The sequence below is a fragment of the Candidatus Profftia tarda genome (assembly GCF_904848675.1).
Lineage (GTDB): Bacteria > Pseudomonadota > Gammaproteobacteria > Enterobacterales > Enterobacteriaceae > Profftia > Profftia tarda.
This window is the reverse complement of the sequence record NZ_LR890047.1, coordinates 80,142-96,334: the sequence shown is the minus strand read 5'-3', so window position 1 is coordinate 96,334 and position 16,193 is coordinate 80,142. Positions and strand designations below refer to the sequence as shown.

Genomic DNA, 16,193 nt, shown 5'->3' with positions numbered 1-16,193 from the left:
TAATAGGATAATATCCTATCTTTCTTGAAAAGATCACTGTTGTTCCAAGATTATATTATTTTTTGATCAAAATGTGGATTTCTTAAAGAGGCGAAAGCATTATAATTATGGTAGAAAAAAAAACCACTAATCAATTCGATCAAAAACAATGCGATAAGCAGATGGAAAACATAAAACTACCACCAAATTCACTCGAAGCAGAACAATCTGTCTTGGGTGGATTAATGCTAGACAACGAACACTGGGATAATGTGACTGATCATGTAGTTGCAGCCGATTTTTATAGCACTCCACACCGTTTGATCTTTAAGGAAATGCAACGCCTCATAGAACTAAGTCAGCCTATTGATTTGATAACACTCTCTGAATCTTTAGAACAGCGTGGTTTCTTACATTCTGTAGGAGGGTTTGCTTATCTAGCAGAGCTGTCAAAAAATACACCAAGTACAGCAAATATTAGTGCCTATGCAGATATTGTCCGGGAACGAGCGATAGTTAGAGAAATGATCTGCGTAGCCAATGAAATTGCTGAAGCAGGATATATTACTAAAGGACGAAGCAGCGAAGATCTTCTAGATCTTGCAGAATCACGCATGTTCCAAATTGCGGAAGCACGTGCTAATAAAAATGAGGGACCGAAAAGCGTTGACTTGATATTAGAACAGACAATAGCTCGTATCGAGCAACTTTATCAGAACCCACATTCTGGTATTACGGGTATCGATACTGGATATCCAGAGCTGAATAAAAAAACTGCTGGTTTGCAGCGATCAGAATTGATTATTGTAGCGGCACGACCATCAATGGGCAAAACTACATTTGCTATGAACTTATGTGAAAACGCTGCTATGACTCAGGATAAACCAGTGCTAATTTTTAGTCTAGAAATGCCAGCCGAACAGATTATGATGCGTATGTTAGCTTCCTTAGCTCGAGTAGACCAATTAAAAATTCGTACTGGTCAGCTAGATGATGAAGATTGGGCGCGCATTTCTAGCACAATGGGCATCCTACTAGAAAAACGTAACATCTATATAGATGATTCAACAAGGCTTACACCAACAGAAGTGCGTTCACGTGCACGACGTTTATTTCGTGAGCATAATGGCCTCAGTCTGGTAATGATTGATTACCTGCAGCTTATGCGCGTGCCATCTTTATCTAATAATCGTACATTAGAAATAGCAGAAATTTCGCGCTCACTCAAAGAGTTAGCAAAAGAGCTAAAAGTGTCAGTCTTAGCCTTATCTCAGCTTAATCGATCCTTGGAGCAACGTGCCGATAAGCGTCCTATCAACTCTGATCTACGTGAATCAGGTTCCATAGAACAAGATGCTGACTTAATTATGTTCATCTATCGTGACGAAGTCTACCACGATAACAGTGATCTTAAAGGTATTGCGGAAATAATTTTAGGAAAACAGCGCAATGGCCCCATCGGAACAGTACTCCTGACATTTAATAGTCAATTTTCTCGATTTGATAACTATGCAGGAACAGAGTACGAGAACAAATAATGTATTTTTAAATAATTTCTGTTACCTTTTAAGTTTGCTACTGTACAAAACAGCGCTATTCCTTCTATCTTACTTATTATTCAATTACTTTAAGAAATTAGCAAGATATAATACATACTTTTATCAACTGCTATACAATCTAATTCAAGCACTTTACCTAATCAGGTTGATTATCTCAATAATAAACACGCATCATATATTATTTTTTGAATTAATGTCTTTCCTATATAGCTTCCACTATAGTACATAAAGACATTCATTATTTCATATACAACTATAATATATAACTTGTAAAGATTTAATAAATAGTCTAAATAAAATAAATAATCTTCTTTTCTAAGGCTAGAGAAAATACAAATTTTTGGTAATATTTATTGAAGAATAATATTAAATATTTATTAGTATAGAAATATAAAATATTTACATATAAAAATTATATTTGTCATCAATGATAACAATATCAATAACGAACATTTATAATTAGTTGTTGATGGTTCCTTTATATTTATTGATTTAATAGTTCATTAAGCAGAAAAATATTTTAATTTCATTATTAATATTGAATCACATAGATAAGATTAAATAATAAAATTATTGAAAATCAGAGATAGCTCTATCGCTATCTTATCATCCGCTTTAGCGTCATTAGAGAAACGAACTGAGCTATTCCTTGCAAAATTTTGAATGCAGAATATTTGCTATTATTTGCATTAATTAAATATGCATAAATTCTCAATTCTGCATGCAGAGCTCATTACGCTATAAGAATTAGTCAATTAGATAATATAACTCTCAATATTTCTCTGAAATAACATATTTATATACCATTTCAAAGATGTTAATATTCTAATTATTTTTAATAATCAAAGATGTGAACTTTACTGAACAAAACTAACCAGTAAAGCATTTCTATTTTATAGAGTGAATATTTGTATTACTAGCAGTATATATAATAAGTACTAGTGTGTTGAGAAATAGGAATAGATAATTTTATGTATTTTAATATAGATGTCAAGATCTACCTTGCGGTAGATTATTTCTTTTATTGCCGATAAAACTACAATATTTATACTATACTCTTAAGGATTTCAGAGTAGTATAATATCTATTTTCTTTGCTAATACTTATCTCAAGCAGAATAAATATATTTATTATAGTAGCTGATATCTGCCAGTAAATGTAAAAGCTTAAAATAGCTCTGGAGTCTTAGCATTATTTTAATCAACATAGTCTCATGTTTAACACTAAGAAATTAATAAACAAGACATTCTAGTAAAGTCATAAATATTGATATATTAAACATACCATGATAACAGTACTCTTCACTGACATAAACAGTTGAAGATAAGGTAAAATTAATTACTTTTCAATTTTTGCATACAATACTCTACGCTTTTAAGCATAACCAGGATAAAAATTGATCACTAATTATTTAAATTGATATCCTTATCTTCAAACCATGTTTTATTACGCCAGTTACGTTGCCAAATAATCCACAGACAAAGTCCACGTAACGTTAAAAATACGGCCATGCCCAACCACAAACCATGATTTCCTAGCCAAGGTAGAGTCAACAGAGTAAGGATATAACCAGAAAGAGCGATGACCATGCTATTACGCATATCTGCCCCGCGTGTTGCACCAATAAACATACCATCTAACAGATAACACCACACGCCTAATAAAGGCAAAATAATTTGCCATGGAAGATAGTAATTAGCAAGTGATTGCAAATTAGGCAGTCCGGTTAATATTAGTATTATTTGATGACCAAAAAGCGCATAAAATAGAGAAAAAAATATCGCAACAAAACCTGCCTGACGACAGGCAGCATACCATATACTTTGTAGCCTATGCTCATCACGCGCACCATAAGACTGTCCGGAATAGGCTTCTACTGCATGCGCAAAACCATCTAAAACGTAGGAGGTAAAATTCATGAAATTTATTAGCACTGCATTTACTGAGAGAACTTCACATCCCATACGTGCGCTCAATACTGTCAATGATACAGGGCACAACTGTAGCAGAAAAGAACGTAGCATAATATCACGATTAAACACTAGAAAACATCGTAGCTTGCTCTGCAATTTATTACGGAAATGCAGTAAACGCAGACCGTGCAGTTTCATAACATGGCAGGCGAGGACCATATACAAAAATAAAGCAATATAATCAGCAATAACAGTAGCAGTTGCAGTGCCAAATACATTCCAATGCAATAATCTTACAAAATATAAATTAAGTATAATGTTAATGAAATTACAAATTACTAATATAATCACAGGAGCACGGACACACTGCACGCCAAGAAGCCAACCTAAAATCACGAGATTAGATAAAGTTGCTGGTGCACTAAGTAAACGGATATGCATAAAGACTTGAGCCTGTTCCAATACTTCATAATTTTGGCCAAAAATCAGTAATACACTATGAATAAACAGGTCACGCATTATAGTAATAACTATCCCGGTAGACATCGCTAGAATCATAGGCTGCATAAACACAGAAGCTAAAGAATCTTTATCTAATATCGCAAACGCCTGAGCAGTAAGACCAGTTGTACTCATACGTAAAAATAATAGAAGCATAAATAGGAATGATGTTGCCATTGTCCCTAAGGAAACACCACCCAAATATACTGGATTACCCAAATGCCCTATCACCATCGTATCAACTAATCCTAATAAGGCAACTGAAATATTAGACAGGATCATAGGAAATGCAAGAATCCATAGTTCTTTATCAGTGCATCTAAACAATTTCATTGTAAAATTTATTCCAAATTTACTTAATCATAGAATCCCAATTAAGGCACGCAGTCTTGAGCAGTACCAAATTGGTGGTAATAAATTATATAATGTTTATCTCTTTGATCTAATCTTTCAGGATCTGACTAAGTAATCTTATATTTTGAATTGTCATGTATTTTCTCATGAATATTACATTAGCTATATATTATGGAGACAACAGATCCCAACAAATTTTTTTGTTGACTTTTATTAAAATATATGATGTCTCTAAAAAAATTACCATAAATCAGCGGATAGCATTAGTTAGTGCATCATTTAGAAATAATCCGGTTATTCTTCCACATAAAAGAATATAAAATAAAGAAAAATCAAATCTAAGACTGTTATCTTATTTTAAGATTTCATGAGCTCTACTATATTCGAGACATATACTTGATAACCTAGCTATCTTTAATTCATAAAAATATGTGTTTGCATAAAATACATAGAAACTCCTATAGATTCTCGTTATGTCACAACAGATACTGTGTGTATTAGTAATACTTCTGTCGATATGATTTAGTAAAACTTTATAATCATTAATATTTAGCTATTTGATGCTTGATAGCTATATTAATTTAACCCTTATCTCAGATATTATTTTTTAGAAGAGAGATCTTGTATACCTCATGCAGAGTAATAGCATACTATCTATCTTTTCCAATCCTGGATGCTATTGCTCAGATTATGATTTACTAATATTGAATGATAATATAAAAATAATCTTTATAGATTTCTGATCTCTTATAAAATAAGTATCATTAATTTTCATAATAATAAAAAAGAATTTAACGCATATAAAAAATTTACCTGCCTTGAATAATAGTAGGTTGAATGTTTTAGTATTTCATATACTGTGGAATATTTTGTATTCAGGGTACTAGCAAGGCATAAGAGTAAGCCTATATTTAATAATATTGCTTCAATTCTATAATGCTCAATATATTTAAATCACATTTTGTAATGTTCTAATACTATAAATTAGTAAAAGAAAATAGATAATGGCGAGACTAAAAAAATTGAGTGCGTAACAAAGACTTACAGATGACTTTGTCAATCAAATTATGATATATCTTTCTATTAACCGGATTTTCAAAGTTTATTGAAATGTTTCATACAAAAAATAATATTTGAATAATAAATTTATAATTCTATGCATTCTTACTTAGTGGTATAAGCAGAAGATATGAAATTAACTATAGGATTCAAACCTTATTCATTATTGATTACTCTAAAAGTAGCCATGTGATTAGATAGTAGTATGAAATCATTATCATTAAGAAGGAAAGCACTAGCAGTGTATTCACAGTTATATTGCACTTCAAATAATGCAATAACCATGAATATTTTGATTAGCATTATATCTTTATCGCAAGATATTATAAATATAATATATTCTTAAAATACAAAGAGATATTCACTAAGAAAATAGCAGAATATTATGTTTTATAAAATTAATCACATGAGAATAATATTATAGCAAGAACAATATTATTTATTCTAGGGAAAAACTAATTTTATAATTTTTCAAATTACAGGTGATTAAAAAGAAAACTATCAATAAAATTTTAAAGAAATAAGATCACAGGATAAATGCTATCTGATTTTTTGCTTGCAGAAGATTAAAAAATCTTATCTTACTTTATAATTTAATAATAGCCAATCCCATAATAACAGGATATTTTAGTAAATTCATGACATGATATGATTTAGGGCAGTAACTAATGAAAATATAGTTGAATCAATAATGAACCTCGAACAAATTACTGAGTTAACCGCACAGGACATGGCAGCTGTAAACGCAACAATTCTTAAACAACTCAATTCTAAAGTCAGCTTAATAAATAAGTTAAGCTATTATATTATGAGGAGTGGAGGTAAAAGAATTCGCCCGATGATTACAGTATTATCAGCTAGAGCATTAAATTATAAAGGACGTCAACACATAACCGTGGCAGCCTTAATTGAATTGATTCATACCGCAATGTTGTTGCATGACGATGTAGTCGATGCATCTAATATGCGGCGTGGTAAACCTACAGCAAATAAAATTTTTGGTAATGCAGCAAGCGTATTGGTAGGTGATTTTATCTATACAAGATCCTTCCAAATGATGACCAATCTAAAATCATTGCGAGTTTTAACATTGATGTCTGATGCAACTAATATTATCGCTGAAGGTGAAGTATTACAACTAATGAGCGTTAACGATCCTAACATAACTGAAGAGCATTATATGCGTGTTATTTACAGTAAAACAGCACGTTTATTTGAAGCAGCAGCTCAATCATCAGCAATACTTGCAGGTGCTACAAAGGAAGAAGAAAGAGCATTGCAGGATTACGGGCGCTACTTAGGAACGGCTTTCCAACTGATAGACGATTTGCTGGATTATGACTCTGATGGCAACGCAATAGGTAAAAATAACGGTGATGACCTTAATGAAGGTAAGCCGACATTGCCATTACTGCACGCTATGCAAAATGGCTCTCCGGAAGTATCTGCGATGATTAGGAAGGCTATAGAAGAAGGAAATGGACGTCATTTGCTCCAGTCAATCCTTGAAACCATGCGTGAGATAGGATCACTGACTTATACACGCCTTCTCGCTGAAAAAGAAGTTGGTAAAGCGATTTTATCATTAAGTCGATTACCGCACTCACCTTATAAAAATGCACTTATCAGGTTGGCCTATATGGCTATTGATAGGCACTGCTAATTTTTATTTTAGAAAAATAAAATCTTCCATATCCTATCTAGAAGCAAAATATATAACATTGATTCCATATGATAGATATTGCAGAATTTTTAAAATTATTCTATGGATCTCATTAGAATTAACACTCCCTGATCATTCTTATAATAAGATGCAATATAACTGATATCTCTAAAAGGCGATATAATATATTTACTTAGATACTACAGCATATTTTATAGTTCACACAAACTAATCAAGAAAATAGTATTTAATTAAAATAAAGTGCAAATGCTATCTTTAGTATTTATTATATTGAGTATATAACTAAATATATACAACAAGTACTAAACATCTATTCCAAGTATTGTAATATTGCGGTTATTTATAATGTAAAAAAATTATCATTTTAAATATAATCATGCATAAGTAATGATGTAATAGGTGGCGTCTCTTTAATTGTCATTCCTTCTCTAGACCATAACTGACTTAGTGTAAATATACGATATATAATTTCTTCAGCGAATGCAGTGCGTATCTAGTTATTCCATGAATCCCCGCTGGTATAACATATATTATAGGATTAATCCTTTTCACTTTAAGCTAAATTAAATAATAGTAAGAAACTTTCTAGAGCAGTGGAATCAAAAGACAGATATCTCAAATATATACTATAAAGGATGATTTAATATGAATAAACATATTCATAACAAGTATGAAACGTATGCATGCCCTATAACTAATAGAGATGAAGATTAATAATACAGTACTCATACTAGCTATCTGGCACAAAGATAAATAAAAATTTTTCAATTAAATCTAAATACCATAAAAAGTTAATCAAACCCAATTGATGATATGGTATACTTACATAATCCACTTAAAATTCTTATTCTTTTAGGAAATTAGTTTTTACCCTTTTATCTGATATGATAAATGATATTAAAGAGTAGAATGAAGTATTAATAGAATGTCGCTGATAATGCTTAAGCAGATTTAGGTAACTATATAGAAATAAATGTCTTAATCATAATAGACAGAAACCTAAAAACTATTTTGAATGATTAATGTCTTTTCTTTTTTTTAACATAGAATTTTCTGATATTATAAGCATAATAATTATTAAGTTTCTATCGATAAATCAATGAGATAAGATTTAACTAAGAAAAGATTATCCTCATATCCTAAAGATAGATAAAAATTGATATTAATATGCTATAATAAACAGATATACACTAAATATAGATATCATGTTCTTTTTGATTTGATAATCATTTATGCTGTTAAGCGAATAGAGGCTATTACTCCAACTACACCTATTTAGCTCTTATTGCACTGTTAAAATATTTATATTTTACATAACACCTATGAATAATATCAAGTGCAAGGATCATGATGTATATCATTATTAGGACCATCTAACCTTGAGGCATAGATCAGGGGCACTTATTGTCATCCTGGTATATAATTATATATAACAAATATTGAATTATGCACAATTAATATATTACAGCCCTACTATACCAATCGCTATGATTAACCTCATAAGAAGGTAAATACCATAGTGAAATTAGAAAGAAGTATTATTATCCTTATAGATTTAAAAATTTGAATTTCTATACTAATGCGATAGAAATTAACTATTTTATATAGATATAGAAGAAAACATATCCTCATCCAAATATTCATGAGATTACTACAATATTATTAAATAATCATCTGCAATAGAAGGTGAGCGATCTAAATAATAAGCCTAGGGTATTCATAACATGCATAAAATAAGACAATATTTTTGATATTGCACAAGATTATATAATTAATATTATAAGTATATATAAAATTTTAGCTTTTATATTATACTATCTTGAGAGAAGTTCGCTTATAATATAATGAGCATCGTTCTCAGGAGACCATGCTCTGTGCATAGAAAGAAGATGATCAAAAAGACTATAAGAATTTAGCTAACGTACTTAGTACGTTGCAATAGTAAAGCAATTATAGTTACCAAATTTGAAATAAATGCTTATTGCGGTATTATTCTTTAAAAAGCATTCTCACAAATTGAGATAATACTGTTCTTTTGCCTACCCTAAGTAAATAATCAGTTTATTATTTACTTAGGGTAGGCAAAAGTATGAAATTTAACATAAATATATATATCACTTATTTATTGCTGAAATATTATACCAGTCACATTTGAAGCCACAGAACTGTATACTTAAAATTTTTATAGTTTCTAATATTAAATCAATTTCAACCTCCAAGTTCTGTTTTAGTATAGACTATAGTACCAATACAATTATAAATTATCTGATATAAATAGTTATTTAATATTTTTATACCCTACTAAAGACAAGTTCTCTTGAACGAGGCTGATCTATTTCTTTATGCTCAAATCTAATTGCTATATCCTAATTAAGTTATTCCAAGAAGAATTATCAGGTATATAACAGTCGGCTAGAATCTCATTATAATAGTACTAATTCTAGTGATTGCATCTGGTTTTCTAAAAGAAAAATTTTTCCTAGCAGAAAGAAATAAAAAAATTAGATAAAATATTTTTAGCAGTTTCACTTTTAAGAGGCAGTAAATTTAATATGGCTTCATCAACCGCACAAGCACCTGCAAAAAAAATGCTAGTAACATGTGCACTACCTTATGCCAACGGCCCAATTCACTTAGGACATATCCTAGAACATATACAAGCAGATATATGGGTTCGTTTTCAGCGCATGCGCGGTAAAGAAGTATACTTTATCTGTGCAGATGATGCTCACGGTACGCCAGTTATGTTAAAAGCGCAACAATTAGGTGTGCATCCTGAAGAACTTATTGCTTTCATGAGCCAGAAACATCAGCAAGACTTCGCTGACTTTCATATCAGCTATGATAATTATCACTCTACTCATAGCAAAGATAATCTAGAACTTTCTAGATTGATTTATGCTCGTCTCAAAGAAAGAAATTTCATTAAAAATCACACTATTTCTCAGCTTTATGATATAAAAAAAGAAATGTTTTTACCAGACCGTTTTGTTATAGGGAAATGCCCTCAATGCAATGCACCTGATCAGTACGGGGATAACTGTGAATTATGCGGAGCAACATATGCTCCGACAGAACTTATCAAACCTAGATCAGTATTATCTGGAGATACACCTATTATACGTGAATCAGAACATTTCTTTTTTGACTTGCCTGCATGCACCAAAATGCTACATGAATGGACTTCCGCTGGTGTATTACAAGAGCAAGTCGCAAATAAAGTGCAGGAGTGGTTTCAGTCAGGTTTGCAGCAGTGGGATATTACTCGAGATTCTCCATATTTTGGTTTCGAAATACCTAATGCTCCGGGTAAATATTTTTATGTATGGCTGGATGCACCAATTGGTTACATGAGTTCTTTTAAAGAGCTGTGCAATAAACGCAAAGATCTTAGCTTTCATGAATTCTGGAACAAGAACTCTTCTACCGATTTATACCATTTTATCGGTAAGGATATTATCTATTTCCATAGTTTATTTTGGCCAGCTATTCTAGAATGTAGCAATTTCCGAAAGCCTAGTAATATTTTTGTTCACGGATATGTTACTATGAACGGTTCTAAGATGTCTAAGTCTCGTGGCACCCTTATACATGCTCGTAGTTATCTGAATCACCTAGATTCAGAATATTTAAGATACTATTACGCTACAAAGCTTTCTTCTCGTATCAAGGATATTGACCTCAATATTAACGATTTTGTGCAGAGAGTCAACGCTGACATAGTGAACAAAGTAATAAATCTTGCAGCGCGTAATGCTGGTTTTATTAACAAAAGATTTGGGGGTCAACTTTCTAGTTATTTAGAAGATCCTGCTTTATATAAAACCTTTGTTGACGCTGCAAATAAAATCGCTGAATTCTATGAAACAAGAGAATCAGGCAAAGCAATGCGCGAGATTATGTTATTAGCCGATCTCGCAAACCGCTACATTGATCTGAAGGCACCATGGAAGCTGGCAAAAGAAGCAAAATATGAAGCTGATTTACAGGCAATTTGCTCAATGGGACTCAATTTATTCCGCGTAATAATGATCTACCTTAAGCCAGTGATGCCTGTATTAAGTAAGAAGGTAGAATCCTTTCTGAATACTAATCTTACCTGGAATAGCGTTTATGATCAACTGCTCGGACATCACATTAAATCTTTTAAAGAACTCTTAAGGCGTGTCGAAATAACGAACGTTCAAGCAATGATTGAAGATAGCAAATGCACGACAGCAACTTCTAGTATTACTACAAGAAAGAGTAAGATCAATTAAAGAATAAATTTATTGAAGAAAAAATAATTTTATTATTTTATCAAAACTAATATTCTATTCTAAAATAGAATAGCTGAATTAGTACAAGAATTATATAAACTACTAAATTTAACACTGTACTTGGATCATGAATATTCTTAGTAATACACTCCTAATATCAAGACTACAATTAATAAACGGCTATTTCTTTATAATTATGCTTTACTGTACCACAATAAAATACTTTGGATACAATCCAAAGTTAATTTAATAAATGATCAAAAACCTAATTAAAAGAGATTTTGCATAAAATATTTATCACTATAACTCTGGTGAATTGATATAAGAATATATTGTCTTCAACAGAAGACATACTTACTACTTCTATACTAAACTATGTAAAAAATAACTACGTAGTCATAGCTTAAAAAGCTTATAATAATTTATAAGCTATCTCTATTCATAATTATACTTATCCCGACAAAAGAGGTTTTCCGAATTCTAGAATTTTATTAAAGATAAAATGTGCAAATTAGCAGATAGACTATAATTTTTATCAGATCTTTATTTTATTTATCATATTACATATATTACGCATTTCAAAATTATATTAAATGCCATTACAAATATCATAAGATAATTTTTATATTTATAATAAATTAGCTTATTTAAAGAGTTGAATTGTTTATAAATGTTATTTCATACTTCTCAAAGAACCTTAGAGTAAGCATTCTGAACTAGGATATAAGTATATATATGGCTTTTGCAATAAAATCAATTGATTTTACTCTGAAAGAGCTAATATATTTTATTGCTCTATTAGTTTTATCTACTGTGTAGACTAGAAAATTTTTAATATTTAATAATTAATCTTAGTCTATGCATAATCCTTTTATAAAAAACTTCTTTCTAAAGAAGACAATAATTTTACCTTATTATATATAATATTATTATTTTATTTAAAAGCTTAGAACTGCTTTATAAAATTTCAGCCAAGTATCTTTGTATATCATTACAACATTTCAGCAGAGAAAAAACAAACTGCAAACAGAAATCCAAGATCTTTGCAGATTTCTATCTAATTTTAGCATACTGATATTTTTAAGATATATTTTCCTTGCAGTATTACTAAACATAGAATGACCTACCTGATTTGATCTGTCATTAATACTATTAATCAAAAACGATAAATATATTCTTTATTAAAAAGAAACTACCTTTATATTTTATGATATAAATATTTATTACAGCAGATAGATTTACATCCTATATTCGACCAAATGTTCTATATATGCTATTTAATCATAAAAGTTTACTGAGCTATAAGAAGGAACAAGCACTAATGATAGATCAGATAAAAGTTCAGTCCTTAAGACATACGAAAAGGGAAGAGCATCTTCGTCGCAATCTTAATAATCGTCATATACAACTCATTGCAATTGGAGGTGCGATTGGGACAGGACTATTTATGGGATCAGGAAAAACGATAGGTCTAGCAGGGCCGTCAATTATTTTTGTTTATATGATCATTGGTTTTATATTATTCTTTGTCATGCGCGCCATGGGTGAACTGCTTTTATCAAATTTAGTATACAAATCATTTAGTGATTTCGCGGCTGATTTACTGGGACCATGGGCTGGCTATTATACAAGTTGGACATACTGGTTCTGCTGGATTGTTACAGGCATTGCGGATATCATTGCAATAACATCCTACACACAGTTCTGGTTTCCAGGTCTCTCCGAATGGTCTATTTCTCTTACTGTTGTACTATTTTTGCTAGGATTAAATTTAGCAACAGTTAAGATATTTGGTGAGGTAGAATTTTGGTTTGCCATGATTAAAATTGTCGCCATCATAGCATTAATCATTCTTGGACTAGGTATGACACTGCTTCATTGGAAATCTCCAAATGGATGCATATCTTCATTTAGTAACTTATGGAGCTATGGCGGTTGGTTTCCGAAGGGTATCAGCGGATTTTTTTTGGGATTTCAGAACGCTGTGTTTGCTTTTGTGGGTATAGAGCTACTAGGCACTGCGGCTGCAGAAACAAGAAATCCTCACCACTCACTGCCCCGGGCAATTAATTCCATTCTAATACGCATAATCATGTTCTACGTATTTGCATTGCTTATGATCATGTCAGTAACCTCATGGAGTCTTGTGGCTCCAGATAAAAGTCCTTTTGTTGAATTATTCGTTCTAGCTGGATTACCTGAAGCAGCTAGTATTATTAACTTTGTAGTCCTTACTTCAGCGATATCATCAGCTAATAGCGGAGTATTTTCAACTAGTCGTATGCTATATAGCTTAGGTAAAAATGGCGTAGCCCCTCAGAAATTTACATTCTTATCTAAACACGCAGTACCCTCTTCAGGTTTAACATTCTCTTGCGTGTGCCTGCTTGGTGGTGTAGTACTTATCTATCTGATACCTGATATGCTAGCCGTGTTTACTATCATCACCACAGTTTCAGCAATTTTATTTATGTTCGTATGGTCTGTTATTTTGTGCTCTTATATGGTTTACCGTAAACAACGGCCGCGTCTTCATGAGATTTCTCTATACAAGATGCCATTTGGGGTAATAATGTGCTGGATTTGTTTGGTATTTTTTGTCTTTATCCTTGTGCTTTTAACATTCAATCAAGAAACTTGCCAAGCTTTAATAGTTACACCAATATGGTTTATTATTTTAGGTCTAGGTTGGATATTTATTCGCAAACGCCACATTACATAATTTAGATTATATATTAAAGAGAAGATCATATAACTACTCATTCTTAGACATTTATATTTAATTAAAATAATTATTCAAATATAAAGATTATCTTGTCTAAAGTGTAGCTACAAGTAAAATAATTTATTGAATATTGACAAAGTAGATATAGTACAATTAAAGATCATACTTTTATCTATACAATGTAACTTTCTGCACTCTTTTAACTTAAAATTATATACCATACAAAAACTATTTCTCAGTGTTATCTTAGTACATTATTATGCTAACATGCTTAATAAGCCACCTTGAACACTTCAGTATTAATCAAGAAGGCTATTTTACCTGAACAAATCATTCTACTGCTATTCTAAGTAACATTAGAGAGCATACTTAAAGCACTCATAATAAATTGTATGTATCAAACTTTTTCTTAGGATATTTATTGTATGATGATCTTAAGGGTCAATATTGGTTCAAAGAAAATTCTGATATTAAAATATATATTTAATTAATTAGAGCTAATTGAATATATGTAATTTATCTAATTTTTTGTAAAATTTTTATATAATTTGCAAAAGATAATTAAGGTTTTAATATTCGACAAAAACAATAGTAAACCTATACTTATCTAGTGATCTTTGATCAGACTAGATCGCTTAAATAAATTTAAAAATAGGAACTTTAAGGGATATAAATTATATATCAAAGGACTCAACTAATAATTTCAAAGAATATCTAGCAGTTTTATAGAAAAATAAAAACAGCCTGAAGTTTCTAAGCAAGTTTTTTATAACGTCTCCCTATAAAGTAGAATTTGCTGTAAACCATGATGATGTGCGATCTTCGCTATTATATTAATAAAATATCAAAAGAAAAACAACAAAAATGTACTTAGTAATAAAGATAAATAATCCACATTATTTTTTATGATATAACGTTTTATAAAAATATTTTTTATTTAAAGATGAAGAAGTAGAGCCAAAAATTACTTGCATAAACTTGTGCTAAAAGAAATATAATGCCTTATTGGCTCATGTTATTTACAATAATCTTAAATGATATGATATTTTTAGTAAACATTCTATTCTATAAAATAATAGAACTAATAAAAGTCAGATAATCTCTTGAAAGTTCAATCCTGAATATAATCTTTTATAAATTATATTCAGTAATATGTATTTTTAAGATGTATTAATCAGGATCAATAATTTGAGTATTAATTACACGCACACCCTTTGGCCTGATCATCAGCATGATAAGAAGATCTTACAAATGGACCGCTAGCCACAGACTGAAAACCCATTGCTATCGCATCTGCTTTCATATCTTCAAACTCATTAAGACTCACATAACGCTGAACAGATAGATGATCAATACTTGGCTGCAAATACTGTCCAAGTGTTAACATTGTCACTCCATGTGAACGCAAATCGCGCATCACTTGAATGATTTCTGAATTATTTTCACCCAGACCTAACATCAAGCCGGATTTAGTTGGAACCTCCGGATTTGCTATTTTGAATTTTTCTAATAGTTGTAATGACCATTGATAATCAGCTCCTGGTCGTACTTTCTTATAAATCCTGGGAACGTTCTCAAGATTGTGGTTAAATATATCAGGTGGTGCTGCCGTAAAAATATTAATTGCTCGACTCATACAACCACGAAAATCTGGCACTAAGGTTTCAATAATAATACTCGGTTTTTTTGCGCGTATAGCTTGTATGCAGTCGACAAAATGCTGAGCACCGCCGTCACGTAAATCATCACGATCAACAGAAGTAATGACAACATACCGCAATTCCATAGCAGCAATTGTTTGTGATAGTTTTTCTGGCTCTTGAGAATCTGCAGGAGATACTGGACGACCATGAGTTACATTGCAGAACGGGCAACAGCGTGTACAAATAGCACCCAAAATCATAAATGTAGCAGTACCTTGACTAAAGCATTCAGCCAAATTAGGGCAAGAAGCTTTTTCGCATATAGAATGTAGACCATTTTTGCGCATCAATGATTGAATATATTTAATACGAGTATCATCTACTGGAAATTTTACTCTTATCCAGTTAGGTTTACGCAGCATTTTTTCTCTTTTAACGTCTATTTTTTTAAACTGAATCAGCTGCATTATATTCTCTATATATTAACATTAAGTTATTGTTTAGCGTGTTCGATATT

General features: G+C 30.9%; 5 protein-coding genes and 1 pseudogene. 4 read left to right on the top strand and 2 right to left on the bottom strand.

The genetic code is table 11. The annotated features are described in order from the left end of the window. The first annotated feature begins 107 nt into the window (after positions 1-107). The gene (gene dnaB / locus KTT71_RS00215) at positions 108-1,517 is read left to right on the top strand and encodes a replicative DNA helicase (protein ID WP_216782490.1); all 1,410 of its coding nucleotides are present in this window, start codon (positions 108-110) and stop codon (positions 1,515-1,517) included. A gap of 1,424 nt (positions 1,518-2,941) precedes the next feature. On the opposite strand, the gene dinF is transcribed toward dnaB, so the two are convergent. Further along, positions 2,942-4,285 (bottom strand): MATE family efflux transporter DinF, encoded by a 1,344-nt coding sequence (gene dinF / locus KTT71_RS00210; RefSeq protein WP_216782489.1) that lies wholly within the window; start codon positions 4,283-4,285, stop codon positions 2,942-2,944. Between the two features lie 1,771 nt (positions 4,286-6,056). Here dinF and ispB point away from each other — a divergent pair. The 3 genes and pseudogenes from ispB to cycA all read left to right on the top strand — a co-directional run bounded on the left by ispB (position 6,057) and on the right by cycA (position 14,030). Beyond that, on the top strand, positions 6,057-7,028 hold the full coding sequence (gene ispB, locus KTT71_RS00205; protein WP_216782488.1) for an octaprenyl diphosphate synthase: 972 nt from the start codon (positions 6,057-6,059) through the stop codon (positions 7,026-7,028). A 2,573-nt stretch (positions 7,029-9,601) separates the two neighbouring features. Further along, positions 9,602-11,257 (top strand): annotated as a pseudogene (metG, locus tag KTT71_RS00200) (methionine--tRNA ligase); the annotation flags it as partial. 1,372 nt (positions 11,258-12,629) lie between these two features. Further along, positions 12,630-14,030: a D-serine/D-alanine/glycine transporter gene (cycA, locus tag KTT71_RS00195; RefSeq protein ID WP_216782485.1), complete on the top strand. Its 1,401-nt coding sequence runs from the start codon at positions 12,630-12,632 to the stop codon at positions 14,028-14,030. 1,198 nt (positions 14,031-15,228) lie between these two features. On the opposite strand, the gene lipA is transcribed toward cycA, so the two are convergent. Further along, entirely contained in the window at positions 15,229-16,143 is a 915-nt protein-coding gene (gene lipA / locus KTT71_RS00190; RefSeq protein WP_216782483.1) for a lipoyl synthase, read from the bottom strand. Between the last annotated feature and the right edge of the window lie 50 nt (positions 16,144-16,193).

Bases quoted from the DNA above. Each gene is read 5' to 3' on its own strand.
- dnaB (WP_216782490.1), top strand. From the start codon at position 108: ATGGTAGAAAAAAAAACCACTAATCAATTCGATCAAAAACAATGCGAT.
- dinF (WP_216782489.1), bottom strand. From the start codon at position 4,285: ATGAAATTGTTTAGATGCACTGATAAAGAACTATGGATTCTTGCATTT.
- ispB (WP_216782488.1), top strand. From the start codon at position 6,057: ATGAACCTCGAACAAATTACTGAGTTAACCGCACAGGACATGGCAGCT.
- cycA (WP_216782485.1), top strand. From the start codon at position 12,630: ATGATAGATCAGATAAAAGTTCAGTCCTTAAGACATACGAAAAGGGAA.
- lipA (WP_216782483.1), bottom strand. From the start codon at position 16,143: ATGCAGCTGATTCAGTTTAAAAAAATAGACGTTAAAAGAGAAAAAATG.